Below are 25943 nucleotides of genomic sequence, written 5' to 3'. Positions count from 1 at the left end.
TTATTTATCCGAACGCAGTGCATTAACGACATGTTCCATGCCCGCACTGCGCGACCCTTTCACCAGCAACGTAGTGTCAGGCGGCAAAGTATGAGTGACATAACGCGTTAGCGTCTCGTGATCGTTAAAGTGCAGCCCACGACCAAAGGCTTCGCTGGCGGCACGTGCGGCCTCGCCCAGCGTTAACAGCTCATCAATACCAAGCTCGGCGGCATAGCGGCCGATATCGGCGTGCAGCGCAGCCGATGCTTCCCCCAGTTCGCCCATCGCCCCTAACGCACACCAGCGTGGCGGAGGAAAGCTGGCCAAGGTATCCAGGGCCGCTTTGACCGCGCCAGGATTGGCATTGTAAGTGTCATCCAGCACAGTGACACCGCGCCATCCGGATACCACGGCCAACCTACCGGCAAGCGCTTGCAGCGATTCCAAGCGTGATATCACTTGCTCTTCCGGCACGCCTAGCGTTAATGCTGCAGCTGCAGCAGCCAACGCATTACTGACATTGTGCTTGCCCAGTAACGGCAAACGCACCTGGCCCAGCGCTCGACCATGCTGAAATAGCGTGAAAGCATACCGCCCTTGCGAATCACAGGAAAGCGCTGCGGCGCTCACATCCGCCTCGGGGTGAAAACCAAAGCTCACCACCCGCCGCGGAGCCGCACAAGCAGCCCAAAACGTAAAATAGTGATCATCCCTATTCAGAACAGCAGTACCCTGCTCGCCCAGCCCGACCAGTAATTCACTTTTCGCCTGGGCAATCTGCCCCATGCCACCGAACTCGCCCACATGGGCACCGGTGACATTGGTGATAATCGCCACATCGGGCTTGGTCAGCGGGGCTGTCCAGGCGATTTCACCTAAATGATTAGCGCCCAGCTCGATCACCGCGGCTTGATGATGCGGCCGCAATCGCAATAAGGTCAGCGGCGCGCCAAAGTCGTTATTCAGATTACCTTGAGTGGCTAATACGTCGCCTAAAGGCGCTAGCAGAGCAGCACACATCTCTTTAACGGTCGTCTTACCGCTATTGCCGGTGACGGCTACCACGGGGCCATGCCATGCGCGCCGGTGCGCGCCGGCAATCAGCCCAAGGGCCAAACGTGTATCCGGGCACACCAGCTGGGGTAAGTCGGCAGCAACGGGGGCGTCGACCAATGCCGCTACGGCACCGAGCTCGCTGGCAAGCGCAACAAAATCATGACCGTCAAAGCGAGGGCCTTTAAGGGCAACAAACAGGCAGCCAGACTCGATCTTGCGGCTATCGGTAACGACTGAACTGACTAACAGCTGCGCTTTATCAACAGGCGCCTCAATACCCAGCACAGAGGCGAGCTGGCCAAGTGTCCACTGCATTAGTGACTTCTCCGCCCAGCAAAGGCACGCTGGATCTCTTCGCTATCGGCATAGGCATGGCGCACTCCCTGGATATCCTGATACGCCTCATGGCCTTTTCCGGCGATAAGCACGACATCCTGTAAAGCCGCCTGCTTAATAGCGGTGGCCACAGCCTCACGACGATCCCCGATTTCAATAGGGTTCGCGGTGTCAGAGAACCCAGACAAAATCTGTTGGCGGATTTGCTCAGCGGACTCGTGCCTAGGATTATCATCGGTAACGATAATGTGGTCTGCCAGCGCCTCGGCAGCTTTAGCCATTTCGGCTCGCTTACCTGTATCGCGCTCTCCCCCGCAGCCGAATACACACCACAATTTGCCAGCATCACCCAGATGGGCACGCAGCGCTTGTAACGCGCTATGAAGCGCATCCGGCGTGTGCGCATAATCCACCACCACGGTAGGCGTGCCGTCACCACCATAGCGCTCCATCCTGCCCGGCACCGGCGTCAGCGAAGACGCGGCTGAGAAGAGGTCGTCGAGTGATTCGCCTAATCCGTACAACACAGCCATCGCTAACAGCACGTTATCTAAATTAAAACGCCCCATTAAACCTAAGCTAAGCATTTTCTCGCCCTCGGGAGTCGCAATCATTGCCTGCTGCCCCTGCTCAGAGGGCTGCCAGTCCAGCACGCGCAAGGTAACGGCTTCATCTTTACCCGTCGCCAGCACCCGTACATTACTGTTGCAACCTGCCAGCATTAAGCGTGCTAAGGGGTCATCGCCATTGACTACCGCTAGACGGAGCTCCGAGCGCCGAAAAAGCTTCGCTTTGGATGCTGCATAGGCGGCCATGCTGCCATGATAATCCAAATGGTCGCGCGTCAGATTGGTAAACACGCCTACGCTTACGTTTACCGTTTCTAAGCGGTACTGATCCAGCGCATGGGAAGAGGCCTCAAGCGCCACACGCCGCACACTCTGGCTGGCAAGCTCACCCAGTGTCGCCTGCAGCGCTAAGGCGCCAGGCGTGGTTAAGCCGCTATCGCGCAACTCACCGGGACGCCCTACACCCAACGTACCAATCAGTCCGGTGGGCGTTCCTAATGTCTCGCTAAGTGCAGCGATATAATTAGTGACGGAGCTTTTACCGTTGGTACCGGTCACGCCAATCACTTCAAGATCATTAGGCACTTTAAACATGGCGCGCCCTAACTCACCCAAGCGCACCGAAAGATGCGGCAGTTTCAGCACGCGGCCTTCAAGCAGCACCTGACCGGGCTCGCCTTGCGCTAACACAAGCGCAGCACCCGCATTGAGCGCTTGCTCAATAAAATCGCGGCCATCACGCTGACTGCCCGGCACTGCCACAAAAACATCGCCCGTTTGTAGTTTGCGGGAATCCATTTCTATGCGTACTAGATCCGGCAGCTCAGGCAAATCGACGGGCAGTGGTGAATTAGGCCATACGTGCGCAAGCGCCGACACCACATCGACTGAACTCAGCGTCATGCAAACTCCTTAGAAAAACTACTCAGCATCGTGATCCGGCGGAACATCCAACAAGCGCAAAGCATTACCCGTTACGCTGGAAAAAACCGGGGCGGCGACAGCACCACCATAAAATTCGCCAGCCTTGGGGTGATCAATCATGACTACAGTGACAATACGCGGATCAGAAATAGGCGCAATCCCCGCAAACACACTGCGATAAGCATCGGTGGTATAGCCTTGCTGTCCGGTCTTACGTACGGTGCCCGTTTTCCCTCCCACGCGATAACCTTCCACCCGGGCTCGCCGACCACCGGTATAAGCGGCTACCGAGGTTTCCAAGATATTGAGCAGATCATTCGCAACCGTGGGCGATATAGCAGGAATGCCCTGAGGGGGCTCAGAAAGGCGTAAAAGAGAGGGCTGCAAACGAACACCATCATTAGCTAACGCCGTGTAAGCACTCGCTAGCTGCACCGCGGAAACAGAGAGTCCATAACCATAAGAGAGCGCTGCTCGCTCACTGCGCGACCAGCGCACCGGTGCGGGCAAACTACCCGTTGACTCACCAGGAAAACCTGTACCGGGCGCTTGCCCTAATCCTAACTGGTTATATTTTTCCCAAATAGCGGTATCGCTCAGTTGCAACGCTAAACGTGACATACCGATATTCGATGATTTCTCCAGGATACCGGCCAGATCCAACTCACCATAGTTACGAAAATCGCGAATTGTAAATTGGTCCAGCCGCATCCAACCGGGCGATGTATCCACTATGACATCGCGGTCTACCACCCCGCTTTCCAAAATAGCTGCCATGGCCAGCGGCTTCATGACCGAACCAGGCTCAAATACATCCACCAGAGCTTGGTTACGCAACCCACGCGGATCGAGTCCTGCCCGGTTATTAGGGTTATAGGAGGGCAGGTTCGCCATAGCCAACACTTCCCCCGTGCGCGCATCCATCATTACTAGCACGCCACCATCAGCCTCATTCTCAGCGACTGCCGCACGCAGCTCACGGTACGCCATATACTGAATACGTTGATCAATAGCCAAGGTGAGCTTCCCCCCCGGCTGGGCTTCGTTAATCACGCCAAGCTCACGCACCAGACGCCCACGGCGATCTTTAATCACTCGCCGTTGCCCAGGGTGGCCTGCCAAATAGGGCTGATAGGAGAGCTCTAAACCTTCTTGCCCAATGTCATCAACGTTGGTGACGCCCAATAATTGCGCCGCCACTTCGCCAGCAGGATAGTAACGCTTGTATTCACGCTGGGGATAGACACCGGGGGTCCGTAGATTAAGGATCTGCTGAGCCGCGGCGGGCGTCATTTGGCGGCGTAAATACATAAATTCACGCTCACTAAAGCGTGCTACACGCGACTCAAAGTCATCCAGCGTCATCCCTAACGCCTGGGCTAGCATAACGCGCTGTATGGCATCCTCGGGCAACTCCTGGGGGTTCGCCCAGAGTGTGACGACTGGCGTAGAAATAGCCAGTGGCTCTCCATTACGGTCGGTAATCATGCCGCGGTGGGCGGGAATCGCTTCATGGCGGAGGGTACGTGCATCCCCCTGGCTTTGCAGAAAGGGGCGGTCAATAACCTGAAGCAGCGTAATGCGGCCGATTAAAATAGCGGATGCCAAACCAATCGCCAATAAAATAAATACGAACCGACCACCTCCAAGAGGAGGTGCAATCGGGGCCTGACGAGAGGTGCCTCCGCGACGCTCGCTTCTCATGGCCTAATCACCTCAACATCATGGACATCGGGGATTCGCATGCCCAGGCGCTCAGTGGCAATTTGTTCTATACGAGCAGGCGTTGACCAGGCGCCCTCTTCAAGCAGTAGCTGCCCCCACTCTGTTTGCAATTGGTTCTCTTCTTGCTCTAGCTGTTGCAGCTGAGCAAATTGCACCCGCGTCATATGCGTAGTAATGACAACAGCTAACCCAGAGGCCATGCAGAGTAAAAATAACAGGCTAATAACCACTGGCCAGGCGCGCAGGCGTAGCTTGAAAGGCCATTCGGCGCGTAGCGTGGTTGCCCACTGCTCAATCCGATCCATGCTCATGATTACATCCGTGATGACATCCGTTTGCGTGCAGCCCGCATGACGGCACTTCGTGCGCGAGGATTAGCATCCACTTCTTCCTCACTTGGCCGCACGCCTTTGCCTAACGCCTCAAGACGCCGATTTATTTGATCGTCGCGAATAGGCACCCCACGCGGAAGGTCAGTGTCACCGCGCACATGATGACGGATAAAACGCTTCACACGGCGATCTTCCAGCGAGTGAAAACTGATAACCACCAAGTGACCGCCGGGGGCAAGCGCCTCAAGCGCCGCATCAAGCGCACTGTCTAATTGCTCAAGCTCGCCGTTGACGAATATACGCAGCCCTTGAAACGCTTTGGTGGCTGGGTGACGACCTTTTTCCCAGGCGGGGTGAGCAACTTTAAGGACTTCAGCCAAATCCACCGTATGGGTAAAGGGCTTCTCGACTCGACGAGTGACCACCGCCCGGGCTAAACGCTTGGCATAACGCTCTTCACCGTAGGTTTTAAATACGTAGGCAATATCAGCTTCACTGGCACGCGCCAAGAATTCAGCAACGCTTTGGCCCTGGGTAGGATCCATGCGCATATCCAGCGGGCCATCACGCATAAAACTAAAACCGCGTTCGGGATCATCAAGCTGAGGGGAGGAAACGCCTACATCAAGCAGCACCCCTGAAAGCTTACCGAACACGCCTTGTTCACGGGCAAATTCGGCAAGCTGGGCAAATTCACGTTGAGTAATCTGGAAACGCGCATCATCAATGTCAGCTGCTGCGGCAATGGCTTGAGGATCGCGATCCATGGCGAGCAACTGACCTTGCTTGCTCAGACGGTCAAGAATTACCCGTGAGTGACCGCCTCTCCCGAAAGTACCGTCTAAATAGACGCCTTGATCGTCATGCACCAGGGCATCAATAGCACCTTCCAGTAGTACGCTGGTATGGCGAAAGCGGGAAGCAACCTGTTCAGCGTCAGGAGAAGGCATTTTTTTCTCACACAAGATGTTAGAGACAACGTAATAAAGAGCGTGCATGCACGCCCTGATGTGGAAATGGGGGAGTCGGCCGATAAGCCGGGTTCTGTCGTGGACAGCCATTCCTCTAGGCGCTGCGTTACCACAGCGCTCAAGCAACCTACCCGGACCCAGCGCGGGCCACGCCATTGGGTCCCTATTTGGTCTTGCTCCGAGTGGGGTTTACCATGCCACGCACTGTTACCAGGCGCGCGGTGCGCTCTTACCGCACCCTTTCACCCTTACCGGCCCCAGAGGTTTATTTCAGGGGCTTAGGCGGTCTACTCTCTGCTGCACTTTCCGTCGGCTCACACCGCCCAGGCGTTACCTGGCACTCTGCCCTATGGAGCCCGGACTTTCCTCCCCCAACACCTTTTAAGGGGTATTAGCGGCGACTGTCTGGCCAACTCCGGCGGCAAGCATACCAGCGCCCTCGACTTGCCTCAATGCTCGCCTTTAATTGCTTGCAAACGAGCGTACCAAGTTTGCTTGCGACCACCGAGCATTCGCGAGGCAATCGCAGCGCTCTGCTTAACGCCCACGCCCTCTGCCAGCAGTGCCTCTAGCAAGACCTCCGCTGATATATTCTGATGTTCACTCTGCTCAACCGGCGGAGCGCCAGCCACAATAATGACGAATTCGCCGCGAGCTTGATTAGGGTCAGCCGCCAACTGCTCAAGCAAACTCTCAGGCGTTCCGTGCAAAAATGTCTCAAAAGTTTTGGTTAGCTCACGTGCCAATACCACATCCCGCCCGGCCATTTGCTCCTGCAGCGCCTCAAGGGTGTGCACAATACGGTGAGGCGACTCGTAAAACACCAACGTCTCTTCACGGGCTTTCCAGCCATCGAGTGCTTGGCGGCGAGCGCCTGGCTTGGCAGGTAGAAAGCCAGCAAATACAAAGCGATCTGTCGGCAAGCCCGCTCCCGACAAAGCGGTAATCAACGCGCAAGGGCCAGGAATAGGCACGATATGGCGGTTTCGCGCCCGCAGCTCACGAACCAACACAAAACCTGGATCGCTAATCAACGGTGTTCCTGCATCGCTGATTAAGGCAATATCTTCTCCTGCGGCGAGATAGCTATCCAAGGTATCCACACGACGCGCTTCATTGTGCTCGTGTAAGGAGATCATCGGCTTATTCAAGCCTAAGTGCGCCAACAGGCGGCCGCTATGGCGGGTATCTTCAGCTGCAACCCGCGCGACTTGCCCTAACACCCGAGCGGCACGTGCGGTTAAGTCGTCCAAATTCCCAATTGGCGTGGCAACCACGTACAATGTACCCGGATTATGGTCTGGCATTGTTGACTCTCAATTCGTTGATGGCTTGCTCTATCGGTGCGCTATGCTTGTGCCGTAGCCTCGGCAATCGCTGGCAAGCAGCGACAGCGCAAATGGAAACTTAAGGAAGGATACATGAAACAGTCATTACGTGGCTTACTCGCCGCTGCCCTTGTGGCATTTCTCGTTGCTGGCTGTGCGATGCAGTCGCCAAGCGTGGTAGACCGCGTGCCTGTTGAAGACCCAGGTCAATTACTCAACCAAGCGGAACAGCAGGCACCCGAACAAGCAGCTAAAACGCGCTTGGAAGCAGCCAACATTCTGGCGAGGCAGGGTGAGCGCGACAGAGCCTTTGAAACCGCCGACGGAATCGATGAAAGCCTGCTATCAGAACCTGACCGTGTGCGCTGGGCGTTGCTATTTTCCGAACTTGCCCGCGCCCTGGATGAACCACGCGCCGTGTTACGCGCCACACAAGTACTCGACGACGAACTGCCAATGCAGGCTAGCCAGCAAGAGAGGCTTGCAGAGCGTCAGCGCTGGGCTCGTGAAGCGCTTGACCAACCTGGCGCGGTAACGGTCGCACTGCCTGAGCTTGAAGGTCAGGCAATACGCCGTATCGTGGTTGCACTGCCCGAATCTGGCCCACTTAGCAGCGTCGCTAACACCATCGCCACCGCCATGCGTCAGCACCATGATGTTAAAGGGGGCAATACCGAACTCAGCTTTCTCGACGCGTCGCGCTACTCACTTGATGAGCTCTATGACCGCGCCCAGCAAATGAACGCGCAGCTAATGATTGGCCCATTAGATAAAAGCCAAGTCACCCAGCTAGAGCAACGCGATAGTGTTCCCCTTCCTACGCTGGCGCTCAACTATGGCAGTGGCGATAACAACCAAGCACAGCGGCTATTCCAGTACGGCCTCTCCGCTGAAGATGAAGCACGCCAAGCAGCTCGCCGTGCGTGGCAGGATGGCCACCGCCAAATGTCCATGATGGTGCCTGATAACGATTGGGGGCGCCGCGTAGGTGAAGCCTTTTGGAATGAGTGGCACAGCCAAGGCGGTGAAGTTGCCAACGCCGTACGCTACAACCCTGATAGCTCAGTCTCTAATGCGGTACAAACCGCTCTCAATGTCAGCGGCGAACGCGCCCGCCTAAGCAATATTGACGCACTTTTCCTACTCGCGTTACCGGAATATGCGCGCCAAGTGCCGCCCACCATGGACTATTATTACGCCCCTGATCTGCCAATTTATGCCACATCGCATTTACATGAAGGCCGCTTGCAAACGCGCCTTGATCAAGATTTAAACGATGTCATGTTTATGGATATCCCCTGGCAAATCCCCGATGCTGCGGTTGGTGGTGAAGAAGCGCTTCCTTTTGCATCAACCTATCAGAGCCTACGCGATGAATCGGATGCCTCTATGTTCCGCCTAATGGCCATGGGTGTTGATGCTTACGAGCTGGCAATTCGCTTCTCAAATCTTAACGAGCTCAACGGCTTGAACGGCAGTACCGGCATGCTTTACTTAAACGACGACGGCCGCATTTACCGTGAGCTGCCTTGGGCAAAATTCCAAAACGGTGTTCCATCGCCTATTTTGATCCCTAACCGTAACGTCAGTGACGAATAACGCCCATACCGCTCGTGCCCGTGGTGCCGCCATTGAGCAGATAGCTGCTCAATGGCTGCGCCAACAGGGACTCACCCTCGTCACGCAAAATCATCACGTGAAAGGGGGTGAGCTTGACTTGGTAATGCGAGATGGCGATATTCTCGTCTTTGTCGAAGTTAAACATCGCACTACGACGCGCTATGGCCATCCTCTAGAAACGGTCACCCACCAGAAACAGCAGCGATTGGTTCGTGCGGCCAGGTTATATATCGCTCGCGGTGGACTTTCATCGCCATGCCGCTTTGATGTCCTGGCGATTACTGGCAAGTCCCCCGATCTTGATTTTCACTGGGTGAAAGCTGCTTTTGATGCCTTTTGACTGTCTTTAAAAACGGTCTTTACACTTTAATTTAACCAGGAAGCCCTGATGGACTTTCAATCTCGGATACTCGGCCACTTTAACGCCAGCATCGACACTAAAACGTATGCCAGCGAAGTGCTTCCGCCCTTTATTGAAGTGGCAAGCCAAATGATGGTGCAGTGCCTTGTTAGCGAAGGAAAAATACTTAGCTGCGGCAATGGCGGCAGTGCAGGCGACAGCCAGCACTTCTCCTCTGAACTGCTCAACCGCTTCGAACGTGAACGGCCAAGCCTGCCTGCGTTAGCGCTCACCACCGACACATCCACGCTAACGTCTATCGCCAACGACTATAGCTATAATGAGGTATTTTCAAAGCAGATCCGTGCTCTGGGCCAACCGGGCGACGTACTGCTGGCTATCTCAACTAGCGGCAATTCAGGCAATATTGTACAAGCTATCCAGGCGGCGCATGATCGCGATATGACCGTTGTCGCCCTTACCGGTCGCGATGGCGGCGACATGGCCTCACTGCTAGGCCAGGATGATTGTGAAATCCGCGTTCCTGCCACCTCGACGGCGCGCATCCAAGAGGTTCATCTTTTGGTAATTCACTGCCTATGCGACCTTATCGACGAACAACTGTTTGGCAGCGCTTAAACACCAGTAGTCCTTGTTTATAGCGTTAACATAAACGGACTTCGATTAATTTTTAACAGCTAGCTAGCACCAAGGAGTCATACCGATGCCCCAGCACCTCTCCTCTCGCGGTTTTATCGCTGCTGCGCTTTGCGCGGTAATGTTTATCAGCGGCTGTGCCAATAACTCCGCTTCCAATCAGTCAAACTATGCCCAACGTAGCGACGACGTTGAAGCCATTGATGCCACTATAGAGCGTGAAGTTGACGACGCACTTGAGCGCGCCGATGCGCGACTCGGCGACGCCCGTATCCGCGCCCATGCCTATAACGGTGTGGTGCTATTGGTGGGACAAGTGCCTAGTGAAGAGCTTCGCGCTATGGCGGGCGAAGTCACCACCAGCTTACGCGGGGTCAATGAAATTCATAACGAACTCACCATTGCCGCTCGCCTACCGGCCAGCCAGCGCCTGACGGACACATGGCTAACCACCAACGTCATCAGCCACCTAGCAACTAATGACCACATCGATTCTTCTAAACTAAAAGTGACTACAGAAAACGCCAGCGTTTACCTGATGGGCAGCGTGACGCGTGCAGAAGCCGACCGCATCGTTAATGCAGCCTCCGCAGTTGGCGGCGTACAACGAATCGTCAAGGTGTTTGACTACCTCGACTAAGCTGTACACCCTTTCATTGCCAGCTCGCATAAAAAAGCCTCGCTTGATAAAAGCGAGGCTTTTTAATTCACACCACAGGTGTTATTTAACTAGCGTTATTTAACAACCCGTAGCGTTGGTTTTTTCTTAGCGCTAGAAGCTATATCAGAGGTTTCGGCTGAAGTTTTGGGATCGCCATGTTCATCATGAACTGGCTCAGTGACTGAAAGCTCAGGCTTACCAGAGGCTTTCTCGTCGTCCTCAATATCCCCAAAAGATTCGGTGCCTTCACCCAACTCAGGCTCATGGCCAAAGACCATTCCAGCGCCATTTTCCCGGGCATAGATAGCAATTAAAGCCGGCGTCGGAATCATCACCTGCATCGGCTGCCCACCAAAGCGGGCATTAAAGCCTATTGCTTGATTCTCCATAAAAAGATCGCGCACGGCAGTAGGCGCCACATTCAAAACGATCTGGCCATTCTGAACAAACTGGCGAGGCACCTCGACGCCTGGCAAGGTAGCATCCACCACCAGATAAGGTGTTAGCTCATTATCCAGCAGCCACTCATAAAGCGCTCTGGCGAGATAGGGCCGACTCGATTTCATCTAGACTCCCTCCTCCTTACAAGTAAGGCTCCCTGCCTCTAACAAGCGAACGGGAGCCGAATGAATTCAAGCGCGCATCTCTTTTTCACGCTCACTTAAAGATGCCTTAAACGCTTCACGCTCAAATACACGTGACATATATGCCAGCAACGGCTTAACCTGCTTTTCAGGCAGTTCAATATTGAGATCCGGCAAGCGCCACAACACAGGCGCTAAGCAGCAATCCACTAGCGTAAACTCTTCGCTCATGAAATAAGGCATATCTTCAAAAATTGGCGATATACCAATTAAGCTTTCGCGTAGCTCTTTACGCGCCTTATCCGCTTCTTTCTTTCCACCGCTGCGAATCTGATCAACCATTGGACACCACTCACGCTCAATGCGGTGCATCCATAGACGACTTTGCGCCCGAGCCACTGGGTAAACAGGCAACAACGGAGGATGCGGGAAACGCTCATCCAGATACTCCATCATGACTTTGGACTCATAAAGCACTAGGTCACGATCTAACAGTGTCGGTACACTGTTATACGGATTGAGGTCTGCCAGCTCTTCTGGTGGTTTTTCGTCGAGAACATCGACGATATCAACGGCGACCCCCTTCTCGGCCAGCACAATGCGCACACGATGACTGAAATGATCATCACCACCTGAGTAAAAGATCATCGACGACCGCTTGGCCACAACACCCATGAAAGCATCCTCACTTCAAAACAATCTTGGATAATAACACGCCAGCACACCCTTAGGGGAAGCTAGCTTGCTTTGCTTTATTGTCATGCTGACAAGAAAAAGGCGCACGGCTCACGCCGTGCGCCCTACTGACGATCAGCTACTACTAATTAGTGGATATCTCGCCAATACTCACGCTTGAGCAGGTAAGCAATCACACCAAAAATGAAAATAAAGATCAGCACCTTAGGCGCCAGTGCCTGGGCCTGAAGCTTGGAGGGCTCGCCTACATAAGCCAGGAAGTTAGTAAGATCATACACCGCTTCCTCAAACTCAGCAGGCTCGAGCTCACCAGGCTCTGTGACTTGCAGCACGTCACAAGACTGATACTTACCTGATAACGCATCCGGCTCTTGCCCTTCTACCGGATGATCCGTTTCAGCACACACCAGCTCTTGCACGCCCTGCAGAGGCTCCAACACGTTAGGCATTGCTACCAAATCGAATACCGTGTTGTTGACGCCGGTTGGACGGCTGGGATCTTTATAAAAACCGAGCAGATAGGAGTAGATCCAATCGGTTCCTCGCACACGTGCTTTCAGCGATAGGTCGGGCGGCGGCGCACCAAACCAACCCTCTGCATCGCCACTGTCCATAGCAATGTGCATTTGATCGTTATAGGCCAACTCAGGCGAAAAAATCAGATTCTCTTCCACCAGATCCTGAGGCATCCCCAAGTCGTCAGCCGCACGGGCAAAACGCTGATACTGAAGCGAGTGACAACCCATGCAGTAGTTAACGTAGAGCTTCATGCCGTTTTGCAACGAGGCTTGATCGTGAAGATCAGGCTCCATCGAATGAGGCACACTTGCGCCTCCTGCAGCCATCGCGGTTACTGGCACTAAGGCGAAAAGGAGTCCTAATAGATGCTTTTTCATTAGCCAGTCACCCTTTCTGGAACGGGTTTAGTCTTCTCAAGCTTGGTGTAGACAGGCATCAAGACAAAGAAGGCGAAATAAATCACGGTGCACGTTTGCGCCAGAATGGTTCGCCCTGTCGTTGATGGCAACACACCTAAAACACCAAGAATAACGAAGCTGATGGCAAACAGCAGCAACATCACTTTCGACATCCAGCCTTTGTAACGCATAGAGCGTACCGGACTACGATCCAGCCAGGGCAGAACAAACAATATTGCAATCGCTGCGCCCATGAATATAACGCCCAGGAACTTAGCGTCTAAGCCAAACACCGAGAAAGTTATAGCACGAAGAATGGCGTAGAACGGCGTCATGTACCAAACGGGCGCAATGTGGTCAGGTGTTTGCAGCGGGTTAGCCTGATCAAAGTTAGGACGCTCAATGAAGTAGCCTCCGCCTTCTGGGAAGTAGAACACCACCACACAGAAAACAAACAGGAATACCGCAACACCTACCAGGTCTTTAACCGTGTAGTAGGGATGGAAAGGAATCCCGTCCAACGGAACACCGGCCTCATCCTTCTTCTGCTTGATATCAATACCGTCGGGGTTATTTGAACCCACTTCATGCAGGGCAATGATATGCAGCACTACAAGCGCCAAAATAACGATGGGCAGGGCCACCACGTGCAGCGCAAAGAAACGGTTAAGGGTAATCCCTGAGATCAGGAAGTCACCGCGAACCCACTGCGCTAAATCAGGGCCAATAGCGGGAATGGCAGAGAATAGCGAAATGATAACCTGCGCGCCCCAATAGGACATTTGGCCCCAAGGAAGCAGGTAGCCCATAAAGGCTTCCGCCATTAGCACCAGGTAAATCGTCATGCCAAAGACCCACACTAACTCGCGGGGGGCTTTGTAAGAACCGTATAACAGGCCACGGAACATATGCAGGTAAACAACGAGAAAGAAAGCAGAGGCGCCGGTGGTGTGCATATAGCGAATCAACCAGCCCCACTCCACATCGCGCATGATGTATTCGACAGAATCAAACGCACCTTCAGCCGAGGGATTAAAGCTCATCGTCAGCCAAACCCCGGTTAGGATTTGGTTAACTAGCGCCAGCAGCGCTAACGAGCCAAAGAAGTACCAGAAGTTGAAGTTTTTTGGCGCGTAATATTTAGATAGATGCTCTTGCCACATTTGAGTCGCGGGAAAGCGATCATCTACCCACCGCATGATGCCCTTTTCCGCTTTGGCTTTATTCGGGTTACCCATTAGGCACTCTCCTCATCTTCGCCGATGACAATGATATCGTCATTCTCAAAGCGGTAGGGCGGGACCTCGAGGTTAGTCGGCGCAGGAACGTTATTGAACACACGACCAGCTAAGTCAAAGCGAGAACCATGGCAAGGACAGAAGAAACCACCCGGCCAATTATCGACGCCTACGCCCTCTGCATCAGGCTCAGGGCGAAAAAGTGGCGAGCAACCTAAGTGTGTACAGATACCAATCAGCACCCCAATCTCAGGTCGAATCGACCGCAACCCCCCATCGATGTACGCAGGTTGTTGTGGCACTTCCGAATCAGGATCAGCTAACTGGTCACTGCCCAGCGATTCAGTGCGCTCAATCATCTCCGGTGTACGGTTGATAATCCATATAGGACGACCACGCCACTCAACGGTCATACGCTGCCCTGGTTCAAGCCTCGATATATCCGCTTGAACAGGAGCACCCGCCGCTCTTGCCCTGGCACTAGGCTGCCAAGAAGCCACAAAGGGTACCGCAACCCCGACAGCACCTACCGCACCCACAACGGAGGTGGCACCTACGAGGAAACGGCGTCGGCCTTTGTTTACGCCGTTATCTGCCATTTCAGGTTTCTCCCATCAGCTTACCCGCTTCGCCGCAAAGGCGTCTTGCGACGACGAATATCAAATACGCTCTATGGTAAAAAAACAAAGCGCTGTGCACAAGAACAACCGCCCGTGACCATAGTGGTACGAGCAATATAATTTTATGATATTTCAATAAAAAACGCCCAGGTCGGTGACCTGGGCGCTTTACCGCATAACGTAAAGAATTAACGCTTAGAGAACTGCGGACGACGACGTGCTTTGCGCAGGCCGACTTTCTTACGTTCAACTTGACGAGCATCACGCGTTACGTAACCAGCGGCACGTAGCGAAGGACGCAGGTCTTCATTGTAGTTCATCAGGGCACGTGTAATACCGTGACGAATAGCGCCTGCCTGAGATGAACCACCGCCACCAGCGACAGTTACGAAGATGTCAAACTGGCTTAGCGTTTCGGTCAACTCAAGCGGCTGACGAACAACCATACGACCAGTAACACGACCAAAGTAAAGGTCAAGGTCTTGGTTGTTGACAGTGATTTTGCCAGAGCCTGGCTTCATAAACACGCGAGCGGTGGAAGTCTTGCGGCGCCCGGTACCGTAATACTGCTGTGTCATGGCGAAGATTTCCTCAGATGTCTAGTTCAAGCGGCTGTTGGGCAGCATGCGGATGCTCGGCACCGGCGTACACTTTTAACTTAGTGTACATGGCGCGACCCAAAGGACCTTTCGGCAACATGCCTTTAACGGCTGACTCAATAATGCGCTCAGGCGCATGATCAAGCATCTTGTCGAATGTCATAGAGCGCAGACCGCCCGGGTAACCAGTGTGGCGGTAGTAGGTTTTAGCCTTCGCCTTGTTGCCGGTCACATGGACTTTCTCTGCGTTGATAACAACGATGTAGTCACCGGTATCAACGTGAGGGGTAAATTCGGGCTTATGCTTGCCGCGTAGGCGACGAGCAATCTCGGTTGCCAGGCGACCGAGCGTTTTGTCCTTAGCGTCGACAACATACCAGTCGCGCTGGACGGACTGCGGCTTAGCACTGAACGTCTTCATGGATAAAATCACCAGATTAAATGTATTGGGTGACTCACACCGTTGTACGGCGAAGCACCATCCCTATTCTTTTTGGTTGCCAGCTTACGCCAGCAACATGTAGCGAGGCGGCATTCTACAGTAAGGATAACGACAAGTTAAGCCGTATCGTGACTTTTTTACTTGGCTTAGGGGCTCTTCGCCCGCTAGGGTTTATGCGCCAACGCCAAGTACTCCTTTGACTGCATTTCTTGCAGGCGAGAAAGCGTACGCTGAAACTCGAATGTCAGCTTGCCATCGCTATAAAGTTGCTCAATTGGCACTTCTGCCGACATCAGTAGTTTTACGCCACGATCATAAAACTCATCCACCATATTGATGAAACGGCGCGCCTGATCATCCTTTTTTGCATCCATTCGCATTACATTGGAGACCAACACGGTGTGAAACTCACGGGCCAGTTCAATATAGTCATTTTGACTACGCGGCCCGTCACACAACTCAAGAAATTCAAACCAAGCAATATCATCATGCAAACGGCGGGCTTTCAGCACACGATGGTTAATTTCTAGCGACGCATCTACCTCGCCCTCCTGCCCCGCTATTTCACGAAAGCTACGCGAAAGTTCATGCTCAGCCGCTTCTTCCAGCGGTGAGTGAAAAATAGCAGCCCGCTCAAGTGCGCGCAGACGATAGTCAACGCCTGAATCGACGTTCACCACGCTGCAATGCCGATTGACAAGCTCAATGGCAGGCAGAAAACGGGCCCGCTGCAGACCCTCTTTATACAGGTCATCAGGCACGATATTTGAGGTTGCCACCAGCACTACCCCGCGCTCAAAAAGCGCCTCCAGCAGGTTGGCAAGTATCATGGCATCGGTAATATCTTTGACGAAAAATTCATCAAAGCAAATCACACGCGCCTCAGTGGCAAATTTACCCGCAATCAGCGTGAGGGGATTTTTTTCACCCTTGTAGTGTGTCAGCTCGTTATGGACGCGCTGCATAAAGCGATGGAAATGGGTACGCATTTTGTCAGGAAAAGGGAGGGATTCGTAAAACGTGTCGACTAAATAGGTTTTACCGCGCCCTACCCCTCCCCAAAAATAGAGCCCTTTTACCTGAGGCAAGACAGGTTTATCGGCAGAGGAAGATCTTTTACCCATTAAGCCGGCCATCTTGGCTTTCAAGCCCTTATGGGCAACCAAGGTTTTTGGCACGGTCGTAGGTGCAGCTACAAGCTCATCATAAAGCCGCTGCAAATGTTTTACTGCTGATTCCTGCGCCGCATCATATTGAAAATCCTCACGCTCTAAATCCGCGCGGTAGCGCTCAATAGGCGATGCCGGGCGTGTTTTGGACATTGCCCTATCCGCAGATGTTGATGACATGCAATCGCCTCCCACAGCATGTAAGGCAGCAACCAGCACAACCACTGGCCACCTTAAGAAGGCTGCGATTATACCCGCAGAGACGTCTAAGCGCATGAGTGGATTGACCCAACCGGCAGACTGACGCCTATAATGGCAGCCTGTTTAATTCAAAAACTGCTGGCTAATGCAGTCTGCGGTTATATTCAAGGCGCCAGGGAGAACACTGTGGACGCAAGCTCACCATTAACCTTTGCCATTATCGGTTTTATCGTCGGTTTAATCGTTGGATTAGGCTGCTATCGCCTCTTCAGCAAAAGCCAGCGTGAGGCTGCTTCCATGCGTCAAAAGCTACTCGAACGCGAACATCAAATCGCTGAAATGAAGAACAGCGTGGGCAGCCATTTGACCGGGATCTATCAGCGACTCAGCAATATTCGCGATGAAGCCAACCAACTAGAACTTCAGCTAAAAGAGGACGCTGAGGAGTGGGATATTCGAGATGCGGCGATTCAGCCAAGCCTTGATCTTTCTGGCATCAATTCTACCTCTGAACAGCAGGCACCGGCTGATACAGCGGCTCCCGCTACCCCGCGCGACTACGCCGACGGTAAAGGCGGTACGCTATCTGAGGATTTTGGCTTGAAAAGAAATGAGGTGACAACGCCTCAACCACCCCGCTATTAAGTGACTAAACGACAATATTAAATAACCAAACAACAATAAGCGGCCCCGATTCTCATCAACAAACTTTCGGGGCGCTTAATGTGTTAAGCAGGATTATCAATATCCACAAAGCGATGCTCAACATCATACTCATTACTTAACCACTCACCCATGGCCTGGATCCCATAGCGCTCGGTGGCATGATGACCAGCAGCGATATAATGGATCCCCATTTCGCGCGCCAAGTGGGTGGTTCGCTCGGATATTTCACCCGACACGAAGGCTTGCGCCCGCGCCTCAAAGGCTGCCGTAATCATGTCTTGCGCCCCACCGGTGCACCAGGCAATGCGCTCAATATCACCCACCTGTGGGGCTTCAATAACCAAAGGCTCACGCTGAAGGGTGTGCGCAATTTGCACGGCGAGATCCTGTACAGAAAGTGGCTGCGCTAAACGTCCTGACCATAAAAGTCCTTCTCCAAGCTCGCCATCAATACACCCCTCCACTTTCCAGCCTAGGCGCCTGGCCAATTCGGCGTTATTGCCCATTTCGGCGTGAGCATCCAACGGTAGGTGGTACGCCAGCAGGCTGATATCGTTATCAAGCAGTGTTTTAATCCGCTTCTGCTTCATGCCGGTGATCGCAACGGGTTCGTTTTTCCAGAAATACCCATGATGCACCAACACCACATCCGCCTGCCAAGCAACGGCTTCATCCAGCAAAGCCTGACAGGCTGTCACTCCCGTCATAACGCGTTTAACGTGCTCACTACCCGCCACCTGCAAACCATTAACCGTATAATCTTTAAACTGGGCAGCGCGCAGCTGATGGTCACAGGCTGCCACTAATTGGTCACGATGAATCATATTGCGTCCTTTTATTGATTTAAATGCACCCGTGAGGAACTTGCTAAGAAAGTGTTACCATTAAAACATTGTAAAACTCGCTGCTTTTTATCGCGAACAGTGAGACTGACTCGTTAAGGAATTTATTACATGCGACGCTATATGCTGCCTTACCTATGGCCTGTTGTTACTGGCGTACTGCTCGCTGTGGTGATCCTGTTTGCGCTCCCCGAGCAACTTCCCAACCCGTTTCGTGATTCAACGCCACAGGCACCTCAATCTCCGGCCCCGGTTATTTCTACGGTCCCAGCGGCAGTCGAACCCAACCCTAATCGCCCAGCTCCAGAAATACACCAGGCTGCCCCTCTATCCCGCAATAAGGGCCCAGTGAGCTATTCACGAGCAGTCGAACAAGCAGCGCCGGCCGTGGTTAACATTTATTCATCACGTATTGTGGAACGCGATCAGCACCCACTGATGTCGGACCCCTTCTTCCAGCAATTTTTTGATAGCCAGGGCGACGATGCGACGACTCACCAGCGGATGCTTTCCAGCCTAGGCTCTGGGGTTATTGTGAGTGAAGACGGCTACGTATTAACCAATCACCACGTTATCAATGGCGCCGACGAAATTCAGGTGGCGTTACGTGATGGGCGCGAAACGTTGGCCGAAGTGATTGGCACCGACCCTGAAAGTGATTTAGCCGTGCTGCGCATTAATTTGGACGACTTGCCGGTTATTGAACTGACCGATTCTGCCGACGTAGCAGTGGGCGACGTAGCGCTAGCCATTGGTAACCCTTTTGGGGTGGGCCAGACCGTCACCATGGGCATTATTAGCGCCACGGGACGTAATCACCTAGGGCTCAACGCCTATGAAGATTTTATTCAGACAGATGCTGCGATCAATCCAGGTAATTCTGGCGGCGCGCTGGTCAACCCTGACGGTGCCATGGTGGGTATTAATACCGCCATTTTCTCACGCTCAGGGGGTTCCCAGGGTATTGGCTTTGCGATCCCCGCCAACCTTGCCCACAGCATCCTAGATGAACTGGTTACTCAAGGACGTGTGATTCGTGGCTGGCTGGGTATAGAGGCACAAGCGCTATCACGCGAACTCGCGGCCTCCTTTGGGCTGCAAACACCTCAAGGCGTCATTGTTGCCGGTGTCGTCAGCGGTGGTCCGGCTGCGCAAGCAGGTCTAGAGCCTGGCGATGTACTACTCGCCGTGGACGGAGAGCCCATTCTGGATGCTCGCTCCACGATGAGCGAAATCGCCTCAATCCCCCCCGGCACGTCGCTGCCGTTAACCATTGTGCGCAGCGGCGAGCGCATGGAAATGACATTAGAAGTGGGCGAACGCCCGCTTCCCGCTATTCCGATTAATGAAGAGGTGCCCGGCCAACGCGACTCATAGCGGTAACAGTTTGAACGCGTTGGCACGATATTTGGTGGGCCTCAATCGCGAATACGGTACTCAGCTGAACGGGCGTGGGCGGTTAATGACTCGCCTCGCGCCAATACCGAGGCAATTTTGCCCAGCTCAGATGCACCGCCTGCCGAGCAGTGAATAATTGAAGAACGCTTCTGGAAATCGTAGACACCTAGCGGTGACGAGAAACGTGCCGTTCCAGAGGTAGGCAGCACGTGATTGGGCCCCGCGCAATAATCTCCCAGCGCTTCAGCAGTGTAACGCCCCATAAAGATCGCCCCGGCGTGACGGATATCGTCCAACCAAGCGTCTGGCTCAGCGACCGAAAGTTCCAGATGCTCAGGGGCAATCCGGTTAATCAGCGTAATCGCTTCTTGGGCGTCCTGACAAAGCACTAACGCCCCACGTCGGCGTAGCGATTCACGCACAATCTCTTCGCGCTCTAGTGTCGGCAGCAGGCGCTCAATCGCAGCCTCAACGGCAGCTAAGTGCGCCTTATCCCAGCTCACCAAGATCGCCTGCGCGTCTTCGTCGTGTTCGGCCTGGGAGAACAGATCCATCGCCAACCAATCAGGATCAGTCAGCCCATCGGACACCACCATGATTTCCGAGGGGCCGGCAATCATGTCGATTCCCACCTGTCCAAATACCGCCCGCTTTGCGGTGGCGACATAAATATTGCCCGGCCCCACGATCTTGTCGACACGAGGCACACTCTCAGTGCCATAAGCAAGCGCAGCCACCGCCTGAGCCCCACCGATGGTGAAGACATAATCGACCCCGGCCAGGTGGGCCGCAGCCAATACCAACTCATTGAGCACGCCATCCGGCGTAGGCACTACCATGACAATCTCTCGGACACCGGCCACATGGGCAGGAATCGCATTCATCAGCACCGAGGAGGGGTAAGCCGCCTTCCCCCCCGGCACATAGATACCGGCGCGATCCAGTGGGGTGACTTTCTGTCCCAGCACCGTGCCGTCAGCCTCTTCGTATTGCCAGGAGCTGGGCTTTTGGCGCTCGTGGTACTGCTTAATGCGCTCGGCAGCACTGGAGAGCGCCTCACGCTGCTCAGAAGGCAGGTGATCAAACGCCTTCTTCAACTGCTCAGGTGTGAGTTGCAATTCGTTCATTGAGCTAACTGAAAGCCGATCAAAGCGGTTGGTAGCTTCAATTACTGCGGCGTCGCCTCGCTGTTTAACACTGGCAAGAATTTCTTCTACGCGTGCCTGAACTGCTTTGTCTGACACCCCCTCCCAATCTAACAGCGCATCAAGCTGATGGTTAAAGTCTGCATCGCTTGTCGACAGGCGTGAAATGGTGGCATTACGTTGTTTGCTATTGGGTTCGCTCATGGGTCACCTCATGTCATTCGGCAAGCTGTGCCTGACGCTTTTTGACCGCGCTGTCTAGGCGGGCCAGTAACGGCTTAATGCGCTCATGCTTCATGGTCATGGCTGCCTTATTCACCACTAGTCGGGTGCTAATATGGGCGATTAACTCACGCGGCTCCATTCCATTCGCCCGCAGTGTATTGCCGGTATCAACGATATCGACAATTTCGTCCGCTAGGTTCATCAGGGGCGCAAGCTCCATGGCGCCATAAAGCTTGATCACTTCGGCTTGAATGCCCTGCTCGGCGTAGTAACGGCGGGCCACGTTAACAAACTTGGTGGCCACCCGACGCCGGGCGCGCGCTGGCAACTGGCCGGTAACGCCCGCCGTCATCAACTTACAGCGAGCAATCTCCAAATCCAGCGGCTCGTAAAGCCCTTCAGCGCCGTGCTCAAGCAGTACATCTTTCCCAGCGATACCCACATCCGCGGCACCCAACTGAACGTAGGTGGGCACGTCGGTTGCGCGGATAATCACCAGCTTGACGTCTGGCAAGTTGGTGTCAAACAGCAGCTTACGGCTTTTGCTTAGATCCTCGGCGGGCGTGATGCCCGCATCGGCCAGCAGTGGCAGCGTCTCTTCCAGAATGCGGCCCTTCGAGAGGGCTAAAATCAGTTGCTTACTCATCGTTTAGGCCAGTGGTTAATAGCATGCACCGCCGGTAGCATGCAGAATTCGTAGCAAGCGAGTTTGGTCGCATGGTTTAGCCAGGAATACGGCGAATGCGCGCGCCCAGTAACTGCAATTTTTCTTCGATGCACTCGTAGCCACGGTCAATGTGATAAATACGATCGACCAGGGTTTCCCCTTCGGCCATCATCGCTGCAATCACCAGCGAAGCGGAAGCGCGTAGATCGGTCGCCATGACAGGCGCGCCGGATAGCTTCTCAACCCCTTCAATCAAAGCGGTATTACCTTCCAGCACAATATTGGCGCCCATGCGGTTAAGCTCTTGAACATGCATAAAGCGGTTTTCAAAAATGGTCTCGACTACCCGTGAATGCCCCACAGCCACCGCATTCATAGCCACGAACTGAGCCTGCATATCGGTGGGGAACGCTGGATAAGGCGCCGTGCGTATATTCACCGCCTTGGGGCGCTTGCCGTGCATATCCAAAGCAATCCAATCGTCACCGCTGGTAATCTCAGCGCCTGCCTCTTCCAGCTTGGCGATGACCGCATCCAGGATATCCGCCCGGGTACGCCTTACCTTCACTCGCCCGCCTGTCATGGCAGCAGCTACCAGAAACGTGCCCGTTTCAATACGGTCAGGCATGACATCGTGTTCGCAGCCGTGGAGTTTCTCAACGCCCTCAATGGTAATAGTGTCAGTACCTTGGCCGCTGATTTTAGCGCCCATCTTGATCAAACACTCTGCCAAGTCGACGATTTCTGGCTCGCGGGCAGCGTTCTCCAGAACGGTTTTGCCATCGGCCAACGTCGCCGCCATCAGCAGGTTTTCGGTACCGGTTACCGTCACGGTATCAAAGTAAATCGTCGCGCCTTTCAGGCGGCCATCGACCCGCGCACGGATGTAGCCCGCTTCAACACGAATCTCAGCCCCCATGGCCTCTAAACCACGGATGTGCAAATCCACCGGGCGCGAACCAATCGCGCAGCCACCGGGCAACGACACATCAGCTTTACCGAAGTGGGCAAGCAGCGGCCCTAACACCAGGATGGAAGCACGCATCTTCTTAACCAGCTCATAAGGTGCGTGGCATTGGGTCACCTGAGAACCATCTAACTGGATACTCAGCTTCTCACCCATTACCGGCTCAACCCCCATACGACCCAGCAGCTCTAAGGTGGTGGTAATATCCTGCAGGTGCGGCAAATTACCAATCACTACGGGGCCGTCGGCCAACAGGCTGGCACACAAGATGGGTAACGCTGCATTTTTGGCACCGCTCACCCACACTTCACCGTCTACCGAACCATTGCCGGTAATGATTAATTTATCCATGGAGCGACCGTTACTGGACGTTTTCCGGTGCAGTTTGCCACTGCGCCGGAGTAAACGTTTTGATACTAATGGCGTGGAGCGCGCCAGAGGCGATCTCATCACTGAGAGCAGCATAGACGAGCTGCTGACGTTTGACCGGAGAGAGACCTTCAAAGGCATCACCAACCGCAATCACCTGAAAATTACAGCCTTCACCCTGAATATGGAACTGACATCCGTCAATACGGGATTCAAGCAGTGCTTTTACCTCGTTGGGTTGCATGGCGCAAAAAACTCCTTTGGGGTCGTCAATATTAATAAACGTAATTGGGGCGACATAATAAAGAAAAGCAGCGCGCTTGGCGATGGCGTAGTTTTAAATGGCCTAGCTTTAAACAGCCAAGGTCGCTGATGGATGATCAATCAATGCATCCAGTTCAGCTAATGAGGCAAGTCGGCGTAGAGGATCTGAAAAGCGGATAGTCTGAACCTGGATTTCGCGCTGCCGACACGTGCGCAACCATTCAAACAGCACGCTGATGGCAGCACTGCTGGCTTTTTCAACGCGGCTAAAATCCAGTGTTAGTGAGGTTAAGTCGGCTTGCTTGAGCCACGTAACACCGCTGGCGGCCAAATCAGCCGCCAACGTCACATCCACATCACCGACTACTTGCAGGGTAGCGTCTTCAGCATCCACCGTGATACCGGGGCGTGAAAAAAGCGTTGTCACGCATCGCCTCCCTGTTCAAGCTCTTCAACACCCACCTCAGGCGACCAGCCGTCGATGACAGCATCATAATCGCGATTATTATCGCGCATGGCCTGGTCGAACTGATTGCGGAACGTCAAACCCAGGTTAATGCCATTTACAATCACATTGACCACCCGCCACTCGCCATTAGAAAGCCTTAAGCTATAGTTCACGGGGTACACTTGACCATTATTCGCCACCACTTCCATCGCGACACTAGCTTGATCGTCATAGCGCTGCGCTTGCTGGGCATCCAGCACTCGTAGCTCGTCATAATCAAATGTCACCAGCCCACGGGTATAGGTATCAATCAGCGTTTGACGAAACACATCGGCAAAACGGCTGCGCTGTTCTGGGGTGGCGTTGCGGAAATAGTTACCCATCACACTGGCACCGATATAGCGAAAATCAGCCACTTGGTCGAGATTTCTATCCACTAACGCCTCAAGCTCACCCAGATTATTAGCGTAATAATCTTGGCGACCATCAAGGTCTTCCATTAGTGATTCAACATTATCGCGAACCAATGCTTCAGGGGACTGGCTCTGTGCTAGGGCCTGTAGCGGCAACACTAACCCCACCATGATCATACCCACCAGCAACCAACGACTTACCATCCCGTTTACTCCCTTCATAACCATTATCTCCCGACCCGTTAATGCACTGGGTTCGTGCCTCATTAGTTGAAACATTAATTACTTGCCATGTTGGACACAAATTGCTGGATAAGTTCTTCCAGCACCAGCGCCGACTGAGTATCACGAATCGTGTCACCCTCCTCCAGCATCTCAGGGTCACCGCCTGCGCTAAGGCCGATATACTGCTCGCCTAACAAGCCGGCAGTAAGAATAGACGCTATCGTGTCTCTGGAGAGCTGGCCTTCCAACTCGCTGTCCAGGCTTAGCACCACCCGTGCATCGAACCACTGCGTATCCAACTCAATAGATTCAACGCGCCCCACCGTCACCCCAGCCATAGTGACCCGAGCGCGAGGTTTTAAGCTACCAATATTGGCAAAATTGGCCTCCAACTGAAACGACTGAGCGGGCGCGGAGAGTGTCAGTCCACTAACACGCAAGCCGAGGAATACAAGTCCCAAAATGCCAGCAATCATAAACAGGCCAACACCGAACTCCATGGTTTTACTGCGTCTCATGAAACTGCTCCACCCATTAAAGGCCGCCAAACATGACGGCAGTCAACACAAAATCAAGCCCCAGAACTGCAAGCGACGAATACACTACCGTGCGTGTGGTAGCACGAGATATGCCTTCTGAGGTCGGCACCAGGTCGTAGCCCTGAAAGACAGCAATCCAGGTCACCACCAGCGCAAACACAGCGCTTTTGATCATCCCATTGCCAATATCACTGACAAAAGCCACATTGGCCTGCATGTTGCTCCAGTAAGAGCCCTCGAAAACGCCCAACCACTCCACGCCCACCAAGTAGCCACCCCAGATACCCACCACACTAAAACCTACTGTTAGAATGGGTAGCGACACAAAGCCCGCCCATAGCCGCGGAGCGACCACCCGGCGCAGCGGATCAACACCGATCATCTCCATACTGGTGAGCTGCTCGGTGGCTTTCATTAAGCCAATCTCAGCGGTCAATGCCGAGCCCGCACGGCCAGCAAACAGCAACGCAGCCACCACAGGCGCCAGCTCACGCAGCAGTGACAGCGCCACCATCTGCCCAAGCGCCTGCTCAGCGCCGAAATCGACCAGAATGGTATAGCCCTGCAGTGCCAGCACCATGCCGATAAACAGACCAGACACCAACACGATGGCGAGTGAGAGCACACCGACAAAATGCATCTGATGCAACCATAAGCGCCAACCCTCACGGGATGGCACACCAACAGCGGATTGGAAGAGAAACACCCCCGCGCGGCCTAATGCTTCCATTAAATCGCACCCTCGACGCCCCAATCGGGTAATACGCGCGGTGCCGTTAGAAAATTTTGACTGCATTTGTCCCTGCCC

General features: G+C 53.8%; 29 protein-coding genes and 1 other RNA gene. 6 read left to right on the top strand and 24 right to left on the bottom strand.

Going from position 1 to position 25943, the window contains the following annotated elements; translation table 11 throughout:
- From HZS80_RS00635 to rsmI, 7 genes are all read right to left on the bottom strand, one after another.
- Window positions 1-1353, bottom strand: a complete 1353-nt coding sequence (locus HZS80_RS00635; protein ID WP_179914833.1) for a UDP-N-acetylmuramoyl-tripeptide--D-alanyl-D-alanine ligase — start codon at window positions 1351-1353, stop codon at window positions 1-3.
- Entirely contained in the window at window positions 1353-2846 is a 1494-nt protein-coding gene (locus HZS80_RS00630) for a UDP-N-acetylmuramoyl-L-alanyl-D-glutamate--2,6-diaminopimelate ligase (RefSeq protein WP_179914832.1), read from the bottom strand. Before HZS80_RS00630 ends, HZS80_RS00635 begins: the two co-directional genes overlap by 1 nt.
- Window positions 2847-2864: 18 nt before the next feature.
- Window positions 2865-4571, bottom strand: coding sequence for a peptidoglycan D,D-transpeptidase FtsI family protein (locus HZS80_RS00625; RefSeq protein WP_179914831.1), 1707 nt, complete (start codon window positions 4569-4571; stop codon window positions 2865-2867).
- Complete coding sequence (gene ftsL, locus HZS80_RS00620) at window positions 4568-4903, bottom strand: cell division protein FtsL (RefSeq protein WP_035566282.1); 336 nt, start codon at window positions 4901-4903, stop codon at window positions 4568-4570. The genes HZS80_RS00625 and ftsL overlap by 4 nt, the downstream gene beginning before the upstream one ends.
- Before the next feature lie 2 nt (window positions 4904-4905).
- A complete protein-coding gene (rsmH, locus tag HZS80_RS00615; RefSeq protein ID WP_179914830.1) occupies window positions 4906-5874 on the bottom strand; it encodes a 16S rRNA (cytosine(1402)-N(4))-methyltransferase RsmH in 969 nt (322 codons plus the stop codon).
- 67 nt (window positions 5875-5941) lie between these two features.
- Window positions 5942-6312: RNase P RNA component class A (rnpB, locus tag HZS80_RS00610), an RNA gene on the bottom strand.
- A gap of 32 nt (window positions 6313-6344) precedes the next feature.
- On the bottom strand, window positions 6345-7202 hold the full coding sequence (gene rsmI, locus HZS80_RS00605; RefSeq protein WP_179914829.1) for a 16S rRNA (cytidine(1402)-2'-O)-methyltransferase: 858 nt from the start codon (window positions 7200-7202) through the stop codon (window positions 6345-6347).
- 114 nt (window positions 7203-7316) lie between these two features.
- Here rsmI and HZS80_RS00600 point away from each other — a divergent pair, with 114 nt between their 5' ends.
- From HZS80_RS00600 to HZS80_RS00585, 4 genes are all read left to right on the top strand, one after another.
- Window positions 7317-8822: a penicillin-binding protein activator gene (locus HZS80_RS00600; protein WP_008958678.1), complete on the top strand. Its 1506-nt coding sequence runs from the start codon at window positions 7317-7319 to the stop codon at window positions 8820-8822.
- Window positions 8812-9183: a YraN family protein gene (locus HZS80_RS00595; protein WP_082072592.1), complete on the top strand. Its 372-nt coding sequence runs from the start codon at window positions 8812-8814 to the stop codon at window positions 9181-9183. Before HZS80_RS00600 ends, HZS80_RS00595 begins: the two co-directional genes overlap by 11 nt.
- A 48-nt stretch (window positions 9184-9231) precedes the next feature.
- Complete coding sequence (locus tag HZS80_RS00590) at window positions 9232-9822, top strand: phosphoheptose isomerase (protein WP_008958676.1); 591 nt, start codon at window positions 9232-9234, stop codon at window positions 9820-9822.
- An 85-nt stretch (window positions 9823-9907) separates the two neighbouring features.
- Complete coding sequence (locus tag HZS80_RS00585; RefSeq protein ID WP_035566292.1) at window positions 9908-10480, top strand: BON domain-containing protein; 573 nt, start codon at window positions 9908-9910, stop codon at window positions 10478-10480.
- Between the two features lie 95 nt (window positions 10481-10575).
- Here the strand turns inward: HZS80_RS00585 and HZS80_RS00580 are convergent, their stop codons facing one another.
- The 8 genes from HZS80_RS00580 to zapE all read right to left on the bottom strand — a co-directional run bounded on the left by HZS80_RS00580 (window position 10576) and on the right by zapE (window position 16946).
- Window positions 10576-11067, bottom strand: coding sequence for a ClpXP protease specificity-enhancing factor (locus HZS80_RS00580; RefSeq protein WP_179914828.1), 492 nt, complete (start codon window positions 11065-11067; stop codon window positions 10576-10578).
- Between the two features lie 66 nt (window positions 11068-11133).
- On the bottom strand, window positions 11134-11760 hold the full coding sequence (sspA, locus tag HZS80_RS00575) for a stringent starvation protein SspA (protein ID WP_008958673.1): 627 nt from the start codon (window positions 11758-11760) through the stop codon (window positions 11134-11136).
- Between the two features lie 149 nt (window positions 11761-11909).
- Window positions 11910-12677: a cytochrome c1 gene (locus HZS80_RS00570; protein ID WP_035566294.1), complete on the bottom strand. Its 768-nt coding sequence runs from the start codon at window positions 12675-12677 to the stop codon at window positions 11910-11912.
- Window positions 12677-13936, bottom strand: coding sequence for a cytochrome b (locus HZS80_RS00565; RefSeq protein WP_035566295.1), 1260 nt, complete (start codon window positions 13934-13936; stop codon window positions 12677-12679). Before HZS80_RS00565 ends, HZS80_RS00570 begins: the two co-directional genes overlap by 1 nt.
- Window positions 13936-14535 carry a ubiquinol-cytochrome c reductase iron-sulfur subunit gene (gene petA, locus HZS80_RS00560; protein ID WP_179914827.1) on the bottom strand — a complete coding sequence of 200 codons (600 nt, stop codon included), beginning with the start codon at window positions 14533-14535 and terminating at the stop codon, window positions 13936-13938. The genes HZS80_RS00565 and petA overlap by 1 nt, the downstream gene beginning before the upstream one ends.
- 209 nt (window positions 14536-14744) lie before the next feature.
- Entirely contained in the window at window positions 14745-15134 is a 390-nt protein-coding gene (gene rpsI / locus HZS80_RS00555) for a 30S ribosomal protein S9 (RefSeq protein WP_008958669.1), read from the bottom strand.
- Between the two features lie 13 nt (window positions 15135-15147).
- A complete protein-coding gene (gene rplM / locus HZS80_RS00550) occupies window positions 15148-15576 on the bottom strand; it encodes a 50S ribosomal protein L13 (RefSeq protein WP_008958668.1) in 429 nt (142 codons plus the stop codon).
- A 185-nt stretch (window positions 15577-15761) separates the two neighbouring features.
- A complete protein-coding gene (gene zapE / locus HZS80_RS00545) occupies window positions 15762-16946 on the bottom strand; it encodes a cell division protein ZapE (protein WP_179914826.1) in 1185 nt (394 codons plus the stop codon).
- Between the two features lie 207 nt (window positions 16947-17153).
- Here zapE and HZS80_RS00540 point away from each other — a divergent pair, with 207 nt between their 5' ends.
- Entirely contained in the window at window positions 17154-17612 is a 459-nt protein-coding gene (locus HZS80_RS00540) for a ZapG family protein (protein WP_035566857.1), read from the top strand.
- Window positions 17613-17695: 83 nt separating this feature from the next.
- Here the strand turns inward: HZS80_RS00540 and HZS80_RS00535 are convergent, their stop codons facing one another.
- The gene (locus HZS80_RS00535; RefSeq protein WP_179914825.1) at window positions 17696-18457 is read right to left on the bottom strand and encodes a Nif3-like dinuclear metal center hexameric protein; all 762 of its coding nucleotides are present in this window, start codon (window positions 18455-18457) and stop codon (window positions 17696-17698) included.
- Between the two features lie 129 nt (window positions 18458-18586).
- Here HZS80_RS00535 and HZS80_RS00530 point away from each other — a divergent pair, with 129 nt between their 5' ends.
- The gene (locus HZS80_RS00530; protein WP_179914824.1) at window positions 18587-19852 is read left to right on the top strand and encodes a Do family serine endopeptidase; all 1266 of its coding nucleotides are present in this window, start codon (window positions 18587-18589) and stop codon (window positions 19850-19852) included.
- 41 nt (window positions 19853-19893) lie between these two features.
- Here HZS80_RS00530 and hisD read toward each other — a convergent pair whose 3' ends face one another.
- The 8 genes from hisD to mlaE all read right to left on the bottom strand — a co-directional run bounded on the left by hisD (window position 19894) and on the right by mlaE (window position 25931).
- On the bottom strand, window positions 19894-21222 hold the full coding sequence (hisD, locus tag HZS80_RS00525; RefSeq protein WP_179914823.1) for a histidinol dehydrogenase: 1329 nt from the start codon (window positions 21220-21222) through the stop codon (window positions 19894-19896).
- A 13-nt stretch (window positions 21223-21235) separates the two neighbouring features.
- On the bottom strand, window positions 21236-21889 hold the full coding sequence (gene hisG / locus HZS80_RS00520) for an ATP phosphoribosyltransferase (protein ID WP_035566316.1): 654 nt from the start codon (window positions 21887-21889) through the stop codon (window positions 21236-21238).
- A gap of 76 nt (window positions 21890-21965) precedes the next feature.
- A complete protein-coding gene (gene murA, locus HZS80_RS00515) occupies window positions 21966-23228 on the bottom strand; it encodes a UDP-N-acetylglucosamine 1-carboxyvinyltransferase (RefSeq protein ID WP_179914822.1) in 1263 nt (420 codons plus the stop codon).
- Between the two features lie 10 nt (window positions 23229-23238).
- The gene (locus HZS80_RS00510) at window positions 23239-23490 is read right to left on the bottom strand and encodes a BolA family protein (protein WP_007114696.1); all 252 of its coding nucleotides are present in this window, start codon (window positions 23488-23490) and stop codon (window positions 23239-23241) included.
- A gap of 108 nt (window positions 23491-23598) precedes the next feature.
- Window positions 23599-23937 carry an STAS domain-containing protein gene (locus tag HZS80_RS00505; RefSeq protein WP_179914821.1) on the bottom strand — a complete coding sequence of 113 codons (339 nt, stop codon included), beginning with the start codon at window positions 23935-23937 and terminating at the stop codon, window positions 23599-23601.
- Complete coding sequence (locus HZS80_RS00500) at window positions 23934-24575, bottom strand: MlaC/ttg2D family ABC transporter substrate-binding protein (RefSeq protein ID WP_246361629.1); 642 nt, start codon at window positions 24573-24575, stop codon at window positions 23934-23936. Before HZS80_RS00500 ends, HZS80_RS00505 begins: the two co-directional genes overlap by 4 nt.
- A 74-nt stretch (window positions 24576-24649) precedes the next feature.
- On the bottom strand, window positions 24650-25114 hold the full coding sequence (mlaD, locus tag HZS80_RS00495; protein ID WP_179914819.1) for an outer membrane lipid asymmetry maintenance protein MlaD: 465 nt from the start codon (window positions 25112-25114) through the stop codon (window positions 24650-24652).
- Window positions 25115-25130: 16 nt separating this feature from the next.
- Window positions 25131-25931 carry a lipid asymmetry maintenance ABC transporter permease subunit MlaE gene (gene mlaE, locus HZS80_RS00490; RefSeq protein ID WP_176303087.1) on the bottom strand — a complete coding sequence of 267 codons (801 nt, stop codon included), beginning with the start codon at window positions 25929-25931 and terminating at the stop codon, window positions 25131-25133.
- Window positions 25932-25943 lie beyond the last annotated feature (12 nt).

It is taken from the genome of Vreelandella glaciei (genome assembly GCF_013415125.1).
Classification (GTDB): Bacteria; Pseudomonadota; Gammaproteobacteria; order Pseudomonadales; family Halomonadaceae; genus Vreelandella; species Vreelandella glaciei.
This window is presented reverse-complemented; position numbering and strand designations above follow the sequence as displayed.